The sequence below is a fragment of the Arthrobacter sp. NA-172 genome (assembly GCF_043952055.1).
Classification (GTDB): domain Bacteria; phylum Actinomycetota; class Actinomycetes; order Actinomycetales; family Micrococcaceae; genus Arthrobacter.
Map to the genome: position 1 here is coordinate 35557 of NZ_JBINOT010000003.1, position 18472 is coordinate 54028.

Consider the following 18472-nt stretch of genomic DNA (forward strand, 5'->3'; position numbering starts at 1 on the left):
CTAAGTCAACATTGACAGCTGGCGCCTGGGGTGGTTGGGGTGGCCCTTCGTCCTGGTATCTCATGTCAGTCCAGCTCGCCGAGGCGCCATGCGTTGGCCGCGTGCTCCAGGTCCTCGGCGGTCTTCACGAGTTGGTGCGAGTTCCGGGTCAGCTTGCTTGCATGACCTTCGTTGGAATGCTCTGCGCTGTCTGCAAGGGTGGCCTGGCCGAGCGCCACGACGCGGCAAAACGCGGCTGAGCGTTCCAGCGCGACGTCGAAATCGCCGTCGAACGCGCCCGAAAGGATGGCGTCCGCCATCTGCTTCATTTCGTCGGCTCCGGGCGGCTCTGCTGCCCCAGCCACGACGTGGGAAACCTGCGCGGTGTCCCGGCCGGCCCTGAAGTAAACAGAGATGCGCTCGGAATTCTGCATGGTTGCCGCACGAAGTGCGTAGAGCCGCCACAAAGCGCCCGGCAAGGACCGCGCGGGGCTCTCGGCCCACATTTCGGCGATGGCTTCCAGGCCTTGTTCGTCCGCGAGCTTCACGAGGCGCCGGGTGATCTTGGGATCGTCGCTATCGCGGCCGCGACGGACGAGGGCTTGGGCGGCGAGGTGTGCGGCTTCGGACACGCGCGCGGGGTCCGCTCCGCCGGCGAACGGCTCGAAGTCAATCGGCGCGAAGGGTTTCGGCTTGTGATGCCTGTTTGCTCCGCCGTACACAGGAGGTCCCGATTGTTCGCTCATGCCCCAACGCTACTCCTGTGCCCCGGCTCGTGCACTCTTGGGTGGGGGCTTTACAGTGCTCCTTCGGGTGCGGTCCTTCCTGACCCCTTTTGAATCCGCAGCCACCGCGACGCGCCGTAGTTGCCGCGCGCCGTCGTCGGGAATCGGTTCAAAAGAGGTCACGACGGCGCGGGTGCTGCCCGTGTCAAAACGGCCTTGAGCTTGAGGTACAGTATTTATGGCTGTTTCTACAGCCGGCAGGGGCCTTTAGCTCAGTTGGTAGAGCATCGGACTTTTAATCCGTGGGTCGTGGGTTCGATCCCCACAGGGCCCACCATTTACGCAGGTCAGAGACGCTTTGTCTCTGACCTGCTCCTCTTCCAGGACCAAATCCAACGGAAACCCAACTATTTGAACTCTGAGCCGCCCTCCTGGAGTCGAGTGAACAGGTCAACTCCCAGTGCGCTGGCCTCCAATGTCTCGTTGAGATCGCCTGCTTGGAACACGCTGGGTTGATGCATGATGGTGTGCGAACCCGCGACCTCGTGCCCTGCTACGGCAAAACGCCCAAATCATCATCACCGGAAAGGACATCCGCAACTGGGCATTCCGCGGCAAATTCAAAGCCGTCGAAACCAAGCCATCGCGGACGTACCACCCACACGAAGTACTCGACGCTTGGTACGAAACACTCCGTGACGAAAGCCGAACTTGAACAGCCCCGGGAAGACCCGGCGCATCAACGCTACGCTTGAATGGCCGGCTCAACGTGATGTTTCTCTTGATGCTGTTCATCGTACGTTTCTTCTCGAAGTTCGTCGTACGGTAAGCCTCCAGGAACCGCCCCCTCAGCGAGGCCGCGGAGGATGAGCTGGCGCAGGGGCGGCTGGCCATCTGCCGCGACAGCTGACACGCGGACAGAAGCTGGGGCCGGTATGTTGGCTGCTGCCATCCGGTCAACCCCTGATGCGCTGGCGGCTCCCAAGAGCGCGACCGCGAGGGCCGCCATTGCGGGCAGTACGGTTCCTTTCCAAAGCCTCATCCGTTAAAACTGCCCTAGCTGCGTCAGAACTGCGACAGATTCTCCTATGCGGAGGCTGTGAATGTGTTAAAAGTGTCTCACTGAGGGGTACTTCACGTGCCCAAAAGGAAGCCGGATCGCACAAGCGACCGGCTTTTTTAGTACCCAAAACTGAATAGCCCGCCGGACATGAACGGCGGGAGGGCTGCACTTAAGGACTGCGTCCATGGCGTCCTCAGCGTCGTTGTTGCCGATGGCGGAGATGATGCGTTCTATCCGGGCCTGGAGCATTTCCATAAAGGTCAGCGCGTAGCCTCTGGGGATGGTTGTGCATTGCAGCTGTTCTGCGAGGTCGAGCAAGGCGCCCGGGTGGAAGACTGCCTCGCCTGCTATGGCTGTCATGTACTGGTCCTTGTTTCTAAGTTCATGCCTGGTTGATGTGTCGGTGTCGTGGGCGGGTTGTATGTGGGTCAGCCGCCGGTGGTTGTCGCGTTCCGGACCTCGGCGCGATTGACGGAGACGCCGATGCTCAGTGCCGTGGTGGAGTTGTTCGGAACCTTCCCGTTGGTGTTGACGCTGACCCGGAGCCGGATGGTTGATAGGGCCCCTGCCGGGATGGTCGGGGAGGACGCCGTGGTGGGCGTGGAGGAAGTCGCCCCAGAACTAGGGATGACGAAAACGGAGCTCCGACGCTACTGCCGAGAGTCCGGCATCCACACCCGGCTTAGCAACCGACGCATCATGCTCCACCAGGTCGACGTCGACAACATCATCGAATGGGTGCGGAAACGAAGGGAAAAGGCCCCAGAGTGGTGGAACGAACAAGAAGCGGAACCGGACCCATTCGCTTAGGCACCTTTCGTGGCCGCCGCCCGGCGGCATGTGGAACCCAACGTTTACCCAACGAAATCGACGAAATGTAACAAAAATCAACGGTCTACATAGGTTAGTCAAACAGGGCGCAATTCCGCGTCATCACAGGGAATAACGAACAATGACGACACGCCACGAAACGAGTCGCCACCTAATCCGTGGGTCGTGGGTTCGATCCCCACAGGGCCCACTTTCTTATCTAGGAGTGGAAAACCTCCGGTTCTTTGCAATTGCAGGGACCGGGGGTTTTGCGTTCATTGTCCTAACAGCCTCTTCATGTCCAAGCATGAGCTGGACGACTAATGCGGACCGCCCTTGGTGCGTCATAATCTACGGCCTTATCCCGCGCGCTGACGGTGACGGCTGAGCATGTGAAGCCGGTAGGGACCGCCTTCGCTGTCAATTCGACGTCGTAGCCCCTCCAGTCCTCGGCGAAAGTTCGGCAGAGTCCGGCGCGTAGACCTGCCCGTATCGCGTAGGTCGTCAGCGCATCCACCACCAGCTCCCTCAATCACGCCGCTACGTGGAAGTTTTCTATGAGTCTCGTCGCGTCCTTGCAAGGGCGGTCCATGATTGCTAGTCTGGTGAACGCAGGACGCGGAAACGTCTCCCGCATAGACCGAAGCCCCGATGCAGAAGCACGGGGTTTCGCGTTTTAAGCGGTCAGCCCTATGCCCTCACGGCCAGACATAGCTAAACCGCGTAGCTTTGTCGAGATTGCTCTTAATTTCCTGCATTGCCTTCTTCGCGGCAGGATGGCTCTCCGTGATCGTGACGGAGCGGTTCGTCAAAAAGGTAGCCATATCCGCGGCCTGAAGCAGTCGGCTGTGGTTCGACGGGCCGAAATAGATTGTATCCATGAGACCGCTCAACGGAATACTTGTATATCCCCTTTGTGCGGCGGCCCGCATTCCGCGGAATCGGGTCCTGCTGTCCGGCGCAGTATGGTGCTCGTCGGCGAGAACCAGGACACTTTCGTCCGTGTGGTCAAGGTTGAGGACGCGCTGCACCGACTCTAGTGCGTGCGAGAGCGCAAGCCCGTGGACCGGATGTGGATTTGTGTACTTGGCTTTGAGCTTCTGGACATCGATACCACGGAAAACGAAGACAGCCCCGGAATCGTGTATGGCCTCGGCGACCTGCTTGCATATCTTCACTGTTAGCCACACTGGGACGTGTTCCCAACCCTTTCTGATGGAAGACTTCGTAACCATGAAGCTCAGTTGCGGGATCAAAGCCAGGTGACGTCGTTGACAACAGCTGCAACAATTGCATCTAGGCTCTTCTCAAGCTTTTTCGCTTCCTCAGCACCCACCATTAGAGCACCCATGTAGTAAAGCCGTCCGGCCCGAGCGGATTCGTCTAGAAATGCAAGGATCATTCGCTGATCCTATAGAGCGTAAATCAAAGTTACTAAACCTATGGGGCTGAGCCACTTCGTAGCCGATCATGAGATCTCCCGCGGGGTTCTTATGCTGTCAGGCGCATGGGGTGTAGCCACGGCTCGACACTAACCGGACCTCCAGCAACACCGGCGGCCGGTCCCTTTTGGAGACATGCGTCCCGGAAGCGGCAAGGTTTGGCTTAATCTTTGTCAGATGCTTTGAGTTATTTCGGCCATGTTTCTCGCGGTTTTTCTGGTTTCACTGACCTGGATTTGTTGCCTGAATATTACGCGGCGGCAGGGTCGATGACGCCTAATGTCAGTCCCTCCATCTAGCCTCCTCAATACGAGAACACAACAGCACGGAGGAGTCCGCGATGATTAAAGATGAGCGCCAGCGTCAAGCGAGCGGTGACGGGGACAAAAACATGCAGATCCAGGCGGGCGGAGACGTCAACGGGCCGTTTGTTGGCCCGGACGCACGGTTCGAAGGTGTCCATGTCGGTGGCCATAACTCGGGGTCGATCACGATCACCGCTGTCAAGGAACCTGGCCAGCCAGAGCAGGAAATCTCGATCAAGCGGATGCGAAGACTCCCCGCGCCTGCGAGTGTAATCGGCGTCGTGTCGGGGGTTATCACAATTGGAGGAGCCATCACGGGGTACTTCTCGGTGAAGGATTTCATCTCGGCATGGCAGGCAGGCAGCCTCAACTCCCTTGCGGGAGTCACATCCGCGGCGCACTGGTGGCTTATCGGATCCGTCTTTATAGTGTTTGTCGGAGTGTGCGGCTTTGCATTCTTCTCTTTTCTGAGAAAGCACGTGCTTTGGCTACCGCGCTGGGCCGTTTGCCGGGCTCGTGCTGGGATCCGGCTGGAGAATGGTCAGACCTACGCCTATTCCCTTCGCCTCGCGGCGCAATGTGTTGAATGCGGATCCAAGATGAACTTTTTCAACAAGCCCATGGAATGGGTTGATCACTACGAGGGCCACAAGCGAACCGGACGAACGGTGACAGAGCGCTTGCCGGTCGCGCAGTGCGGTCGTAACCCAAAAAGGCATTGGGTGGAGATCGATATTGCGCGGAACGATTTCGATTCAGCGGTGTCTCGGTAGTTTTTGATGCCCAAGTCCACCTCCAGCTGCCAGACTGTTCCTTATGCAGGCCCTTTTGGATGGACTCCTCAACACCAGCCCTCTCGTGATCGCTTGCATCGTTTTCGCCCTCGTCTTTGCAGAGGATGCAATTTTTGTGGGCTTTGTGATCCCCGGAGAAACAGCCGCGGTGGTGGGTGGCGTGATTGCGAGCCGTGGCCTCTTCCCGTGGTGGGTCATGATCCTGATTGTTGTGACCGCCGCGATTACGGGCGACACCGTGGGCTATGAAATAGGTAAGCACTTCGGCCCCCGGGTGATGGCCCTGAAAATCCTGGACAAGAGGCGCGCCCAACTCCAGAAGGCCGAAGACTTCCTCAAGGACAAGGGCGGTCTCGCCGTGTTCCTGGGCCGGTTTACTGCCTTCTTCCGGGCAGTCATGCCAGCGCTCGCCGGGCTGAGCCAGATGCCCTACCGGAGATTCGCGTTCTGGAATTTCAGCGGAGGCATCGTCTGGGGGGCGCTGTTCGTGAGTTTGGGCTTCGTGGCCGGAAACTCGTACGAGCAAGTCGCCCGCACGGTGGGCCGCGGTGCGGCCGCTGTGGTGGCGGTTGTTGTGGTGGCGATTGTGGTCGTGTGGCAGGTCAGGAAGCACCGGGCCAAGAAGGTCTGACGAAACCGGGACTTGGAAATCCGGCGGAAATCCAGCGGGCTTAGGCTGGTCACAAATCGTTGGGAAGGGGTGGTGCAGGGGCGAAGTGGATATGGCTGACGTTTGGCGTTATAACCGTAGTAGCTGCCCCGACGTCCTCGGCTTGTCTAAGCCTCGAGTGAACTGATGTCCGCTTCTGCAGCACACAACTTTTAAGGAGAACCGATGCATCTTTTGCCCCGTGAGCAAGAAAAGCTCATGATCGTGGTCGCAGCCGACCTCGCCAGACGGCGGCAATCCCGCGGGCTGAAGCTCAACTTCCCCGAAGCCGTGGCGATCATCAGCTACGAACTGATCGAGGGTGCCCGCGACGGCCGCACCGTGGCCGATCTCATGAGTTACGGAACCACCCTGCTTCGCCGCGAAGATGTCATGGAGGGTGTCCCTGAGATGGTCCATGACGTCCAGATCGAAGCCACTTTCCCAGACGGCACCAAGCTCGTCACAGTCCACGATCCGATCCGCTAGGAGCACACCATGATTCCCGGGGAATACCGGCTCCAGACCGAGCCCATTGCTTGCAACAGCGGACGCGAGGCAATCGCCGTCGAGGTGGTGAACCGAGGCGATCGCCCTATCCAGGTGGGCTCGCACTACCACTTTGCCGAGGCGAACCGTGCCCTCGATTTCGACCGCGAAGCAGCCCACGGCCGCCGCCTCGACATCCCCGCGGGAACGGCCGCGCGCTTCGAACCCGGCGACTCCAAGACGGTGAAACTTGTGGCCCTTGCGGGCAGCCGTGAAGTCTATGGCCTGCGGAACGTCGTCAACGGATCGCTCGATTCCGTACCGGGTTCCGGAGCCGGCACTGAAAGGCCCGGAGCCGGCACTGAAAGGCCCGGAGCCGGCACTGAAAGGCCCGGAGCTAGCACTGAAAGGACAGCCTGGTGAGCTTTGAAATTTCGCGCAAGCAATACGCAGACCTTTACGGCCCTACGACGGGCGACTCCATCCGCTTGGCGGACACCGAACTTTTCCTCGAGATCGAAAAGGATCACACGGTCTACGGCGAAGAGGTCATGTTCGGCGGTGGCAAAGTGGTGCGCGACGGTATGGGCCAGAACGGCCAGGTGACCCGCGACGAAGACGTGCCGGACACCGTGATTTCAAACGTAGTGGTCCTCGACTACACCGGAATCTACAAGGCCGATGTGGCGCTCAAGGACGGGCACATCTTCAAGATCGGCAAGGCCGGGAATCCGCAGATTGCGGACGGCGTGGACATCGTGATCGGCGCCAGCACCGAGATGATCGCGGGAGAGGGCAAGATCCTCACCGCGGGCGGTGTGGACACCCACATCCACTACATTTCTCCGGACCAGGCCCCCACAGCCCTGTGCAGCGGTGTCACCACCATGGTGGGCGGTGGTACCGGACCGGCCGAAGGTACCAAGGCCACCACCATCACGCCCGGCAAATGGCACATTTCTCGGATGCTCCAAGCTGTGGAGGGGCTCCCTATCAACATCGGCATCTTCGGGAAGGGCCACGCATCCGCCGTCGAGCCGTTGGCCGAACAGATCCGCGCAGGCGCCGTAGGCCTCAAAGTCCACGAGGACTGGGGTGCCACGACGTCGTCCATCGACATGTCGCTGCGCGTCGCGGATGAATACGATGTGCAGGTAGCCATCCACACCGACACCCTCAACGAGTGCGGATTCGTGGAAGACACCATCAAGGCCATTGACGGCCGCGTGATCCACACCTTCCACACCGAGGGCGCCGGCGGCGGGCACGCTCCGGACATCATTAAGATCGCCGGATTGCCCAACGTGCTGCCGGCCTCCACCAACCCCACGCTTCCGTACACGCGGAACACCATCGAAGAGCATCTGGACATGCTCATGGTGTGCCATCACCTCAACCCGGATATCCCGGAAGACGTGGCGTTCGCCGATTCCCGCATCCGGGCTGAAACGATCGCTGCCGAAGACGTCCTGCAGGACATGGGCATCTTCTCCATGACCTCCTCGGATTCCCAAGCTATGGGCCGCGTGGGCGAGGTTGTTCTCCGCACGTGGCAAGTGGCCGATGCGATGAAACGGCAAAGGGGGGTGCTGAAGGATCCGTCAGGCGCCGCGCATGGTTCAGAGGGCAGCGACAATTTCAGGATCAAGCGCTACATCGCCAAATACACCATCAATCCGGCGATCGCGCAGGGCATGGCGGACTCCATCGGCTCGGTGGAAGTGGGCAAGTTCGCCGACCTCGTGCTCTGGAATCCAGCCTTCTTCGGCGTAAAGCCTGAACTGGTCCTCAAGGGCGGACAGATCGCCTACGCCATCATGGGCGATTCCAATGGGTCCATCCCCACCCCGCAGCCACGCACCATGCGCCCTATGTTCGCCACGCACGGCAAGGCATTGCAGCAGTCCTCCATCACCTTCCTGTCGAAGGCGGCCATCGACGCCGGGGTGCCGGAGGAACTTGGCCTGGAACGCGTCATCCGGCCGGTGTCGGGCATCCGGAACCTGAGCAAAGCGGACCTCAAGTTCAACGGCGAGACCCCCGATATCGTCGTCGACCCCGAAACCTACAAAGTAACGGTCGACGGCGAGGACGTCACCTGCGAGCCCTCCGACGTGCTGCCCATGGCACAGCGCTATTTCCTTTTCTAGCTATCGCGCTTAGCCCTCTCAGGAAGAACCACATGATCATCGAAAAGATCCTGGGCAATATTCACGAAGTGCCCGACCCCCAACAATATGCCGGCCTCCACAAGGAGAAGGTGGTGCTGCCGAGCGCTCAGCTGGTCAAACGCATCCAGCGCGTCACCACGGACCACGGCAAGGAATTTGGCATCCGCCTCCCGGCCGGATCCGGTGACCTGCGCGACGGCGACATCCTCGCCGTGGAGGACGCCAACATGATCGTGGTGTCCGTTCTGCCGAGCGACGTCCTGGTCATCGCCGCACGCAGCATCTACGAAATGGGGATCGTGGCTCATTCGCTGGGCAACCGGCATTTACAGGCCCAATTCTTCGACGGCTCTTCGGAGTACGGGGCGGAAGTCATGGTGTGCCAGTACGACCACACGGTCGAGGACTACCTCAAGCACGTCGGTGTGCCTTACGACCGCCAGGAACGCGTAATGCCGGTGCCTTTCCGCCATGCTGAACACACGCACTGAGTCCGTTCAGTGGTCTCCCCGTGGGGTCGCCTTTGCTCCGACGGGTGATAGGGGCCGTGCCCGTCCCCAGCCGCTCCCAACCCTCGCAAGCTCGGGTCGGGGCCCTCGCGGCTGTGGGCCCCTCGCGAGCATCACCACGCCGCGGCCCCTATCACCCGCCTCCGCCTTGTACGTCGCGTTTTGGGGGACAAGATGAGCGCCGGGTATCAGCTCGCGCTTCAGCAGCTCACCGATTCTGCTTTGCCTACTGGGGCGTTTGCTCATTCTTTGGGGTTTGAGACGTACGTCGACCGGGGGGTCGTTGGGGATGAGGGGAGTTTCGGAGGCTGGTTGGGGGCGTTCATTTCGCAGCAGCTGACTTATTCCGACGGGCTGGCCATTCGGTTCCTTTATGAGGGGGCGGACTTGGCTCGGCTGGATGCCCATCTGAGCGCCCAGCTCTTGCCGCGGCAGGTGCGCGAGGCCAGTACCAAGATGGGTGGGCGGCTGATCGAGATCGGGACCGGCGTCTTCCCCTCGGCCGAGTTGGAGGCGTACCGGACCTTGGTGACCACGGGCCGCGCTGCCGGGCATCAGCCGCTGGCGTTCGCCGTCGTCGCGCGCTCGCTGGGGGTGCCGTTCGAAGAAGCGCTGGCCGCGTACCTTTTCGCCGCGGTGACATCGCTGACGCAGAACGCCGTGCGCGCCATCCCGCTCGGCCAGAACGCCGGGCAGCGGGTGCTGCGCCAAGCGCACGACGACGTTGCTACCGCCGTCGAACGCGTCCCGTACCTCAGCTGGGACGACTTCGGCGCCGTGAGCCCCGGGTTGGAAATTTCGCAGATGCGGCACGAATGGCAACGTGCGCGCATGTTCATGAGCTAGAAGGAGAACAAAGTGTCTGAACCCATCAAGATAGGCATCGGCGGCCCGGTTGGTGCCGGCAAAACCCAACTCGTGGAGCGCCTAACCCGGCACATGAGCCAGGAAATCTCCATGGCCGCCATCACCAACGACATTTACACCATCGAAGACGCCAAAATCCTCGCCGCCAACGGCATCCTGCCCGAAGACCGGATTATCGGGGTCGAAACCGGCGGCTGCCCGCACACCGCCATCCGCGAAGACACCTCCATGAACACGGCGGCCATCGAGGAGCTCAAGAAGCGGCACCCGGACCTCCAGGTCATCTTCGTCGAATCCGGTGGCGACAACCTCTCCGCCACGTTCAGCCCCGAACTCGTGGACTTCTCGATCTACATCATCGACGTCGCCCAAGGCGAGAAAATCCCGCGCAAGGCCGGCCAAGGCATGATCAAATCCGACCTGTTCATCATCAACAAGACTGACCTCGCACCGTTCGTCGGGGCGGACCTGTCCGTCATGGAGCGGGATTCCAAGGAATTTCGTGGCGACAAGCCGTTCTGCTTCACCAACTTGAAGACCGACGAAGGGCTCGACAAGGTCATCGCATGGATGCGGCACGATGTCCTGATGCTCGACCTGCAGCCATGAGCACGACGGCGACGGCGGCTCCGGCGGTTGTCTCACCTGGGCCTGTGCCCTACCCTCCGGCGGCTACGCCGGATTTGGGGCCGTGCCCGCTTCGCGGTGCCCACCACGCCGCGGCCCCCAAATCCGGCTCCGCCGCCTCTTCTGCTGTCTCGCCGCGGGGAGAACTCAGCCTGCGGGTCGCCTTGCGTGGTCAGCGCTCTGTGGCCGTGCATCAGTTTCATCAGGGTGCCTTGAGGGTGTTGCGGCCGCATTACTTGGATGGGTCGGGGCAGGTTTGTTATGTCGTCGTGAATCCGGGTGGGGCTTATTTGGGGGCGGATCTTTATGTCATTGACGTCGGGGTGGAGGCGGGGGCTTCGTTGCTTTTGACGACGCAGTCGGCCACGAAGATTTATCGGACTCCGGGGTCGTATGCGGAGCAGCGGATGGATATCCGGTTGGGGGAGGGGGCGGAACTGGAGTTGGCTCCCGACCAGCTCATCGCCTACCGGGAGGCAAGCTATCGGCAGAACACGAACATCAGCATGCACCCGACGTCGAGCCTCATCATGGCGGAAGTGATCACTCCCGGCTGGTCGCCGGACGGCGCTTCTTTCAAGTACCGGGAACTGCGGCTCCGGACTGAGATCTCCGTGGAGGGCGACGACGGCGCAGAGTTGCTGGCGCTGGACAACCTCCTGATCCGGCCGCCCCTGGGCGATGTCACCGGCGTGGGCTTCATGGAAGGCTTCAGCCATCTGGGCTCGCTCGTTGTGGTGGATCCGCGCATTGACCAGGCGCTCGCCGATGAACTGCACCGACTGACCGCTGGGTACGACGCGTACTCCGGCTTGTCGCTCACCCGGACGATTGCGGGCACCACGGGCGTGATCCTACGGTCGCTGTCTAACAGCACCGAGGAACTGAACCGCCTGCTCGGCGCCTGTACCGGTCTTTTGCGCGATCGCTGGTACGGCCGGGCGCCGCTGAACCTCAGGAAGTACTGATGACCTCACTGGCCGAGTTCGCCGCCATGTATCGCCAGCGGGAACACCTTCCGATGAAGTCACGTCTCGCGTTCATGTTCGGTTCCGTCGTCTTCCTGCACGTTGCCGCCGTCGTTCTCCTGCTGGTGGGTGGCGCCGGTGGCGGGCAGCCGCTCGCGCTGGGACTTGTGCTGACGGCCTATGTGGCCGGTATCAAACACAGTTACGACTGGGACCATCTCGCCGCGATCGACAACTCCACGCGCAAGTTCGTTGCCCAGCACAAAGACCCCGTGAGTGTCGGTTTTGCCTTCAGTCTGGGCCACAGCTCCGTGGTGATCCTGGCCGGTGTGATGGTGGTGGGTGGCGCCGGCCTGGCGGGTCAATTCATGGAGGATGGCACCACCGGACACCTTGTGCTGGGGCTGATCGGCAGCGGGGTATCCGGTCTCTTCCTCCTGGCCATGGGCGTCTTCAACGGCACTGCATTCCTCCGCACGGTGCAGCTGTACCGCGCCGCGCAGGCCGGTGGCGAGATCGCCGTCGAGGACCTCGCCACCAAGGGACTTGTCGCCAGGCTGCTGACCAAACCGCTCGCCAAGGTCCAGCGTCCGCGGAACATTTACGTGATCGGATTCTTGTTCGGCCTCGGCTTCGACACTGCCACCACCATCGGGCTCCTGGTGCTCACGACTGCGGCGTCCCTCGCCGGGGTGTCGGTGCTTGCCCTCCTGGCGTTGCCGTTGGCCTTCACCGCGGCCATGACCCTGTGCGATTCCACCAATGGCGTGGCCATGATGCGCATGTACAAGTCCGCTATCGACGATCCTCAGCGGAAGCTTGGGTTCAACGCCGTTGTTACCGGGATCTCTGCCTTCTCGGCGTGGTTCATCTCGGTCATTACCTTGGGAAGCTTCCTCAATGCGGCCTTCCGACTCTCGGATCCGGTCACGACGTGGCTGGGCGAGATAGACCTCGGCGACGCCGGCTTGGTGCTGATCGGGATGTTCGCCCTTGTGTGGTTGGTCGCGGCCGTGCGTACGCGCCCGGCCCGCCGCCTTTAACAGTTGGCACCGATGGCGGGGACTATTGCTTTTCCTGGAGCCATTCCAGAAGCCGATCCAACGGCCACGTCGTAACAATGCGATCGGCGGGTACGCCGTTGGCTTCCGCCCGCTCGGCACCGTATTGCAGGAAATCGAGCTGACCCGGGGCATGCGCGTCACTGTCAATGCTGAAAAGGCAGCCAGCGTCGAGGGCAATACGAATCAAGTCATCCGGCGGGTCCTGGCGTTCGGGCCTCGAATTGATCTCGACGGCGACTGAGTGTTCCGCGCACGACGCGAATACTTTTTCTGCGTCGAACTCCGATGGGGGACGTGTTCCTCGTGATCCCTTGACCAAGCGGCCGGTGCAGTGCCCGAGGACGTTCGTCTGGGGGTTTTCGATGGCGGCGAGCATGCGCCGGGTCATGGACCGCTTGTCGGATCGGAGCTTCGAGTGGACGCTGGCCACCACAACGTCCAGTTGGCCCAGCAGTTCCGCGGACTGATCCAGCACGCCGTCTTCCAGAATGTCCACTTCTATGCCGGCCAACAGCCGGAAGCCGGGCCCCTGCGCGTATCCGTTGTTGATCCCATCCACAACGCTGAGCTGCTCCATCAAGCGCTCGGGACTGAGTCCGTTGGCGATGGTGAGGTGGGGGGAGTGATCGGTCAAAGCGAGATATTCCCGTCCGAGAATACGAGCGGCATCGGCCATAACCTCGATCGGCGAGCCGCCGTCCGACCAGTTGCTGTGGCTGTGCAGGTCGCCCCGGAGCTCTGCGTTTAGCTTGTGCCCGCCGTTGACCAAGGGTTCGGCCCCACGCTGGCGGAGGTTTTCAAGGTAGTCCGGAACGGCGCCACTCAGGGCCTGGCTGATCACTTCTAAGGTACGGCTGCCGATTCCCTTGGTTCGCTTGAGGCGGCCATCCCGGACCCGGGCAGCCAATTCCTCTTGGCTCAGTCCGGCGATGACGTCCGCAGCCCGTCGGAACGCCTGCACCTTGAAGCTGTCCGCGAGTTCCCGTTCCAGCCAGAAGGCGGTTTCGTTGAGCGCGTCTATGGCGTCCATGGCTCAATCATGTACCACGCCGCGCGCAGGCGCATGTGCGCGAGGGTTTGGGTTTTGGGGCGTCATGCTGTCGGAATAACTGGGACGGCCCCCAGCGCCCTGCAATAATCGGAACCAGTTGCCTCGCACGGGAAACAAGCGGGGCGGCATGCACCTTCGGACGAATCACATCGCAGACGAGGCGGACATGACCAACACTCCCACCCAGCAGGACACCTCGGTCCAGCCAGACAGCCGAGTCCGGCCAGACAGCGGGGCCCGGCAAGCAACGGGGAACATAGCCGCCGTTGACGAGGAACTGCTTCACCGGCTGGCCGACGCTCACGGCGTCGGAACTTCATTTCATGGCTGGGATGGGCTACAGCACAACGTGGCCCCATCCACGCTGATTCAGGTACTGGCTGCCCTGGGAGTCGCAGCCCATTCCAACGAGCAGATCGAGGCGGCGCTTGTTGAGGCAGAACTGGCGCCGTGGCGGCCGATGCTGCCGCCCGCCGTCGTCGTCCAAGAGGGAACGACGGCGGCTGTGCACGTGCACGTCCGCGACGGTTCGCCGGCCCGCCTGACGATCTCGCTTGAGGACGGAACGGAACTTGAAGCCACCCAGCAAGAAGACTGGGCGCCCCCTCGTGACGTGGACGGCAGGCAAACCGGCCGTGCCACCTTTGAGGTGCCGGCCGATTTACCGCTCGGTTGGCATTCGCTCACAGCCGAGTCCGACGGCGTGATGGTCACGGCCGCGCTGGCGGTGGTTCCAGCCAAGTTGCAGACGGCAGCACAGCTGGAGGAACGGCGAGGCTGGGGACTCGCCACGCAGTTGTACTCGGTACGCTCGAAGCGCTCGTGGGGTATCGGGGACTTCGCGGACCTGGCCGATCTGGCGACTTTGGCCGGTGCGCGCGGTGCAGACTACGTCCTGGTGAACCCCCTCCATGCTGCGGATCCCGTACCCCCGGTTCAAGCCTCACCGTATTCGCCGTCGACCAGGCAATTCTTTAACCCTCTCTACATCCGGGTCGAAGCTATTCCCGAATTGGCATATGTAAAGCCCCGGAAGCGCGGCACGATTGACCGGTTGTTGGATCGCGTCCATGCGCTCAACAAGGACGCGGAACGGCTGGACCGGGACCAGATCTTCGCCGCCAAGCTCGCTGCCCTGGAACTCCTTCATACGGTCAAGCTTTCTCCGGCCCGGCAACGCGCCTTCAATGAGTTCTGCCGTGAGTCGGGCAAGGGCCTGGACGATTTCGCCCTTTGGTGCGCCATCCGCGAGGACCGCGCGCCGGATGACCCCTTCTGGCAGGATCCAGCGGTGACACTCGGCTCCCCGAAGATCGAGTCCATGCGCCAGGCTCTGGCGGATCGGATTGGCTTCCACCGCTGGCTTCAGTGGATCTGCGATGAACAGCTCGAGTCGGCCCAGGCCGCGGCGAAGCGTTCCGGCATGCGGCTGGGAGTGGTCCACGATCTCGCGGTCGGGGCGGACCTCAGCAGCGCCGACGCCTGGACTCTGCGCAGCAGCTTTGCACCGGGAGTCAGCGTGGGCGCACCGCCGGACATGTACAACCAGCTGGGTCAAAACTGGAACCAGCCGCCGTGGCACCCGGTCCGCTTGGCCGAGGCGGGGTACGCGCCGTTGCGTGCGATGCTCTCGACCGTCCTTCGCCATGCGGGCGGCATCCGCGTGGACCACATCCTGGGGCTTTTCCGCTTGTGGTGGGTGCCAGCCGGCAATTCCGCCAGCGACGGCGCCTATGTCCGCTACGACCACGAGGCCCTCATCGGCATCCTCGCGTTGGAAGCCCACCGCGCGGGCGCGGTGGTCATCGGCGAAGACTTGGGCGTCTTCGAGCCTTGGGTGCGGGACTACCTCGCCGCTCGCGGCATTTTGGGCACGTCGATCCTGTGGTTTGAGTACGACGGCGACTCGCCCCTGCCGCCCGAACGTTACCGAACGCAGGCCCTCGCCAGCGTCAACACACACGACCTCCCGCCGACTGCCGGGTACCTCGCCGGTGACCACGTGGAACTCCGGAGCCAACTGGGTTTGCTCGAACGAAGTGTGGACGAGGAACGGGCCGAGCACGACGCGGGTTTGGACAAGATGATGGGGCTGCTGCGTGAACGTGGCCTGCTGCCGAAAGGATTCGACGGTCCCGGATTCGACGCTGACGGCCAAGCGGTCGGCGAGGAACAGGTTATTGAGGCACTGCATCGTCTGCTGGCTCAGGCGCCCTCGGTGCTGTTAGGCGTTGCCCTGGTGGATGCGGTGGGGGAACGGAGGGTGCAAAACCAGCCCGGAACGACGTCCGAGGTCTACCCCAACTGGCAAGTGCCACTGGCCGACGAACACGGCCGCGCGGTGCTCATAGACGATCTCGAGGCGAACCCCCGGTTCAACTCCCTACTGGCGGCTGTTGACGACGCCGTCCGGGACTAGCCACCGCATCGAGAAGTGAGATCTCGTCTCTTTCAGGTCGCGGAAGGGGCTGTGGAGTCTCATGACTTAATGGACACTTCTGTCTCAGGACATCGTGGACAGTGTGTCTCAGGACTTCGTGGACACTATGGCGGGATTTGCTCTGGTCATGAGCAATTTCACTCCGGATATCAAGATCCGGCTTTTGGTGGCGACATGGCCCGAGGACGCTCCGAGGGGTGCAGTGGCGCGGTTCTGCCGGCAGCACAAAGTGTCCCGGTCTTGGTTCTATAAAGTCAGGGCCGCGGCCGAGGCTTCCGGATCGATCAGGGCCATGGAATTGGGGTCCACGAAACCGAAAAGCAGCCCGGCGCAAATCGGCTCGGGAATGGTTGAAGTGGCGCTGTTGACGAGGGATTCCCTGGAGCAGGCCGGTTATGACCACGGGCCTTTGAGTGTGGCCGCGAAAATGCGCCGGCAAGGCTTCGAGCCGCCCTCCCGCGCGACTCTGGCCCGGATCTTCACCAGGGCCGGGGTCGTGGTCCCGGAACCACGGAAGAAGCCCCGCAGCGCTCTTCGCAGGTTCGTTTATCCGGAGCCCAACGGGTGCTGGCAGATCGACTCGACCGAGTGGATGCTTGCCAAGGGAACGAAGGTTGCAATCTTTCAGATCGTCGATGACCACTCCCGTTTGGCGCTGGCCTCGCTCGTGGCGAGCGGAGAGACCAGCGAAGCGGCCATCCGGGTCGTAAAAACAGCGATCGAACGCCACGGAGTACCGCGGAAGTTCCTCTCGGACAACGGATCCGCGTTCAACCCCACCCGGATGGGACGGACCGGGGCCCTGGTGGACTACCTGAAATCCCTAGGCGTGGAACCGATCACCGGCAAACCATACAAACCCACCACACAGGGCAAGAACGAACGCTTCCACCGGACGCTGCACAGATTCCTGAACAAGCAACCGCCGGCTGCCACGATGGAAGAGCTCCAGGCCCACATCGACACGTTCGACCAGTACTACAACACCGAGCGCGAACACCAGTCGCTCCCGCCCGGAACAACGCCGATCGAGGCATGGAACACCACCCCGAAGGCCATGCCCCCGCAGCCGCCCACCCCGGAAACCACCAAAGCGAACGCACGCCGCAGCGTCCGGCGAACCGCCAATCTACACGGCGAGGCCACCGTCGTCGGCACCCGCTTCAAACTCGGCAAGGAATACATCGGCCACGAAATTCACGTCCTCTACGACGATGAAACGATCATGTTTTTCGACACCCGCGGAACGGAAATCATCAGCCACCAGCGCCCTCCGAAAGGCACGAACTACGTCGGCAACAACAAACCCCGCGGATTTATGGCCAACCAACTGTCCACAATGTCCTGAGACATGAACCGTCCACGATGTCCCGAGACATCACAGGTCGCGAAAGGGGCGAGATCTCACGCATGGATCAGCCACTCAGGGAGCCACGACCAAAGCGGTTGGTGAACCCACTCCCAGCTTCTGAAAGACCTCGCCCGGAACCCCGGTCGCCGGATCCAGGGCGAAGGTAGCAACGTCATGGGAACGTTCGTGCGCCACGTGTAGCCAACCATCGCGGACCAGGTGGTGCCGGGGCCAATCTCCTCCGCTGGGCACATCGGCAACGGGACGCAGCCGCGTGCCGCTGCCTTCAACTGCCAAAACCGAGATCCGGTTGGAGCCGCGGATGCCTGCATAGACGAAGCGGCCGTCTTGGGACAAGGCGACTTCCGCGGCAGCATCGCCGTCGGCGGCCCCACCGGCCGTCGCGGGACCGCGGCCGGAGAGCACAAAGCGGCCATCCGCGCCGGGCAGGAGCACCGCAATTTCAATGGAGTATTCCGTCACGACGAACACGGCTGCGGAGGGGTGCTGGACCAAGTGCCGCGGACCGCTGCCTAGCGGGAGGGCGACTTCGTGATCCAAAAGCAGGCCCGAGTCGGGGAAATAGTTCCACACCCGTACGACGTCGAAGCCTAGGTCGGTGGTCATGATCCGGCCGTCGTCGAGCATGAGGCTTGCATGGGCGCGGCTCACGCGGCTCGCGCCAGTGGCAATGTCGATGCCGCCGTCGGCAGAGGAATGCGGGTCCTTCGCCGGCGCGGCAGCGAAGCGCGAGGTGATGCCGCCGTCGTCGTCGAGCCCGAATAGCAGGACGTTGCCGTCCCCCCAGCAGGTCACCACGATGAAGCGGCCAGCCGGGTCCACGGCGACGTGGCAGGCCGCGGCGGCTGCGGGCCACGCATCGCCCAGCGCCTCCAGTCCGAACGGACCGGTCCGCCGGTATGCGCGGACCGTCTGCGCAGCCTCAGCTACCGCGTAGACAACCGGCAGGGCGGGGTGAACGGCAAGAAACGACGGCGACGGCGCTTCGACGGCGGTGCCCAGCCAGCTGAGATCACCGTCATCGCCGACGGCAATTGCCCCAATGCCCATTCCCTTCCCGTCGCTGTCCGCGGTGTACGCGCCCGCCCAGATGAGCGTTCCGTCGATGTTCGCTGCCATGCCGTCCTCAGTGTTGGTGATGCTGCCC

General features: G+C 62.2%; 18 protein-coding genes, 1 tRNA gene and 1 pseudogene. 14 read left to right on the top strand and 6 right to left on the bottom strand.

What is annotated here, in order from left to right; all coding sequences use genetic code 11:
* Positions 1-65 precede the first annotated feature (65 nt).
* Positions 66-725: a hypothetical protein gene (locus ACF0H6_RS13815; RefSeq protein ID WP_395250203.1), complete on the bottom strand. Its 660-nt coding sequence runs from the start codon at positions 723-725 to the stop codon at positions 66-68.
* A gap of 240 nt (positions 726-965) precedes the next feature.
* Between ACF0H6_RS13815 and ACF0H6_RS13820 the strand changes: the two genes are divergently transcribed.
* Positions 966-1041 (top strand) — tRNA-Lys (locus ACF0H6_RS13820).
* Positions 1042-1812: 771 nt separating this feature from the next.
* Here the strand turns inward: ACF0H6_RS13820 and ACF0H6_RS13825 are convergent.
* The gene (locus ACF0H6_RS13825; protein ID WP_395250204.1) at positions 1813-2127 is read right to left on the bottom strand and encodes a hypothetical protein; all 315 of its coding nucleotides are present in this window, start codon (positions 2125-2127) and stop codon (positions 1813-1815) included.
* Between the two features lie 63 nt (positions 2128-2190).
* Between ACF0H6_RS13825 and ACF0H6_RS13830 the strand changes: the two genes are divergently transcribed.
* Positions 2191-2577 (top strand): hypothetical protein, encoded by a 387-nt coding sequence (locus tag ACF0H6_RS13830; RefSeq protein ID WP_395250205.1) that lies wholly within the window; start codon positions 2191-2193, stop codon positions 2575-2577.
* A gap of 698 nt (positions 2578-3275) precedes the next feature.
* Here ACF0H6_RS13830 and ACF0H6_RS13835 read toward each other — a convergent pair.
* Together ACF0H6_RS13835 and ACF0H6_RS13840 are read right to left on the bottom strand one after the other, a co-directional pair.
* Positions 3276-3812 (bottom strand): DUF3800 domain-containing protein, encoded by a 537-nt coding sequence (locus tag ACF0H6_RS13835; protein WP_395250206.1) that lies wholly within the window; start codon positions 3810-3812, stop codon positions 3276-3278.
* 17 nt (positions 3813-3829) lie between these two features.
* The gene (locus tag ACF0H6_RS13840; RefSeq protein ID WP_395250207.1) at positions 3830-3979 is read right to left on the bottom strand and encodes a hypothetical protein; all 150 of its coding nucleotides are present in this window, start codon (positions 3977-3979) and stop codon (positions 3830-3832) included.
* A gap of 380 nt (positions 3980-4359) precedes the next feature.
* On the opposite strand from ACF0H6_RS13840, the gene ACF0H6_RS13845 reads away from it, so the two are divergent.
* The 10 genes from ACF0H6_RS13845 to ACF0H6_RS13890 all read left to right on the top strand — a co-directional run bounded on the left by ACF0H6_RS13845 (position 4360) and on the right by ACF0H6_RS13890 (position 12441).
* Positions 4360-5097 carry a hypothetical protein gene (locus ACF0H6_RS13845; RefSeq protein ID WP_395250208.1) on the top strand — a complete coding sequence of 246 codons (738 nt, stop codon included), beginning with the start codon at positions 4360-4362 and terminating at the stop codon, positions 5095-5097.
* A 43-nt stretch (positions 5098-5140) separates the two neighbouring features.
* The gene (locus tag ACF0H6_RS13850; RefSeq protein ID WP_395250209.1) at positions 5141-5749 is read left to right on the top strand and encodes a DedA family protein; all 609 of its coding nucleotides are present in this window, start codon (positions 5141-5143) and stop codon (positions 5747-5749) included.
* A gap of 204 nt (positions 5750-5953) precedes the next feature.
* Positions 5954-6256, top strand: coding sequence for an urease subunit gamma (locus ACF0H6_RS13855; RefSeq protein WP_395250210.1), 303 nt, complete (start codon positions 5954-5956; stop codon positions 6254-6256).
* Between the two features lie 9 nt (positions 6257-6265).
* A complete protein-coding gene (locus ACF0H6_RS13860) occupies positions 6266-6679 on the top strand; it encodes an urease subunit beta (protein WP_395250211.1) in 414 nt (137 codons plus the stop codon).
* Positions 6676-8406, top strand: coding sequence for an urease subunit alpha (ureC, locus tag ACF0H6_RS13865; protein ID WP_395250212.1), 1731 nt, complete (start codon positions 6676-6678; stop codon positions 8404-8406). The genes ACF0H6_RS13860 and ureC overlap by 4 nt, the downstream gene beginning before the upstream one ends.
* A gap of 32 nt (positions 8407-8438) precedes the next feature.
* The gene (gene ureE, locus ACF0H6_RS13870) at positions 8439-8918 is read left to right on the top strand and encodes an urease accessory protein UreE (protein ID WP_395250213.1); all 480 of its coding nucleotides are present in this window, start codon (positions 8439-8441) and stop codon (positions 8916-8918) included.
* Positions 8919-9110: 192 nt separating this feature from the next.
* Positions 9111-9782, top strand: a complete 672-nt coding sequence (locus ACF0H6_RS13875) for an urease accessory protein UreF (RefSeq protein ID WP_395250214.1) — start codon at positions 9111-9113, stop codon at positions 9780-9782.
* 12 nt (positions 9783-9794) lie between these two features.
* Positions 9795-10412, top strand: coding sequence for an urease accessory protein UreG (gene ureG / locus ACF0H6_RS13880; RefSeq protein WP_395250215.1), 618 nt, complete (start codon positions 9795-9797; stop codon positions 10410-10412).
* Complete coding sequence (locus ACF0H6_RS13885; RefSeq protein ID WP_395250216.1) at positions 10409-11398, top strand: urease accessory protein UreD; 990 nt, start codon at positions 10409-10411, stop codon at positions 11396-11398. The genes ureG and ACF0H6_RS13885 overlap by 4 nt, the downstream gene beginning before the upstream one ends.
* On the top strand, positions 11398-12441 hold the full coding sequence (locus ACF0H6_RS13890) for a HoxN/HupN/NixA family nickel/cobalt transporter (RefSeq protein ID WP_395250217.1): 1044 nt from the start codon (positions 11398-11400) through the stop codon (positions 12439-12441). Before ACF0H6_RS13885 ends, ACF0H6_RS13890 begins: the two co-directional genes overlap by 1 nt.
* A 22-nt stretch (positions 12442-12463) precedes the next feature.
* On the opposite strand, the gene ACF0H6_RS13895 is transcribed toward ACF0H6_RS13890, so the two are convergent.
* Entirely contained in the window at positions 12464-13492 is a 1029-nt protein-coding gene (locus ACF0H6_RS13895; protein WP_395250218.1) for a PHP domain-containing protein, read from the bottom strand.
* A gap of 187 nt (positions 13493-13679) precedes the next feature.
* On the opposite strand from ACF0H6_RS13895, the gene malQ reads away from it, so the two are divergent.
* Entirely contained in the window at positions 13680-15932 is a 2253-nt protein-coding gene (gene malQ, locus ACF0H6_RS13900) for a 4-alpha-glucanotransferase (protein ID WP_395250219.1), read from the top strand.
* Positions 15933-16155: 223 nt separating this feature from the next.
* A pseudogene (locus tag ACF0H6_RS13905) lies at positions 16156-17324 on the top strand (DDE-type integrase/transposase/recombinase); the annotation flags it as partial.
* Positions 17325-17376: 52 nt separating this feature from the next.
* Here ACF0H6_RS13905 and ACF0H6_RS13910 read toward each other — a convergent pair.
* The gene (locus ACF0H6_RS13910) at positions 17377-18444 is read right to left on the bottom strand and encodes a lactonase family protein (RefSeq protein WP_395251310.1); all 1068 of its coding nucleotides are present in this window, start codon (positions 18442-18444) and stop codon (positions 17377-17379) included.
* Positions 18445-18472: the final 28 nt, after the last annotated feature.

What these genes read in the sequence shown, in the direction of transcription:
- ACF0H6_RS13840 (WP_395250207.1), bottom strand. Translation starts at nt 3,979, where the DNA reads ATGATCCTTGCATTTCTAGACGAATCCGCTCGGGCCGGACGGCTTTAC.
- ACF0H6_RS13835 (WP_395250206.1), bottom strand. Translation starts at nt 3,812, where the DNA reads ATGGTTACGAAGTCTTCCATCAGAAAGGGTTGGGAACACGTCCCAGTG.
- ACF0H6_RS13850 (WP_395250209.1), top strand. Translation starts at nt 5,141, where the DNA reads ATGCAGGCCCTTTTGGATGGACTCCTCAACACCAGCCCTCTCGTGATC.
- ACF0H6_RS13885 (WP_395250216.1), top strand. Translation starts at nt 10,409, where the DNA reads ATGAGCACGACGGCGACGGCGGCTCCGGCGGTTGTCTCACCTGGGCCT.
- malQ (WP_395250219.1), top strand. Translation starts at nt 13,680, where the DNA reads ATGACCAACACTCCCACCCAGCAGGACACCTCGGTCCAGCCAGACAGC.
- ureE (WP_395250213.1), top strand. Translation starts at nt 8,439, where the DNA reads ATGATCATCGAAAAGATCCTGGGCAATATTCACGAAGTGCCCGACCCC.
- ACF0H6_RS13825 (WP_395250204.1), bottom strand. Translation starts at nt 2,127, where the DNA reads ATGACAGCCATAGCAGGCGAGGCAGTCTTCCACCCGGGCGCCTTGCTC.
- ACF0H6_RS13860 (WP_395250211.1), top strand. Translation starts at nt 6,266, where the DNA reads ATGATTCCCGGGGAATACCGGCTCCAGACCGAGCCCATTGCTTGCAAC.
- ACF0H6_RS13845 (WP_395250208.1), top strand. Translation starts at nt 4,360, where the DNA reads ATGATTAAAGATGAGCGCCAGCGTCAAGCGAGCGGTGACGGGGACAAA.
- ACF0H6_RS13890 (WP_395250217.1), top strand. Translation starts at nt 11,398, where the DNA reads ATGACCTCACTGGCCGAGTTCGCCGCCATGTATCGCCAGCGGGAACAC.
- ACF0H6_RS13910 (WP_395251310.1), bottom strand. Translation starts at nt 18,444, where the DNA reads ATGGCAGCGAACATCGACGGAACGCTCATCTGGGCGGGCGCGTACACC.
- ACF0H6_RS13855 (WP_395250210.1), top strand. Translation starts at nt 5,954, where the DNA reads ATGCATCTTTTGCCCCGTGAGCAAGAAAAGCTCATGATCGTGGTCGCA.
- ACF0H6_RS13875 (WP_395250214.1), top strand. Translation starts at nt 9,111, where the DNA reads ATGAGCGCCGGGTATCAGCTCGCGCTTCAGCAGCTCACCGATTCTGCT.
- ACF0H6_RS13895 (WP_395250218.1), bottom strand. Translation starts at nt 13,492, where the DNA reads ATGGACGCCATAGACGCGCTCAACGAAACCGCCTTCTGGCTGGAACGG.
- ACF0H6_RS13815 (WP_395250203.1), bottom strand. Translation starts at nt 725, where the DNA reads ATGAGCGAACAATCGGGACCTCCTGTGTACGGCGGAGCAAACAGGCAT.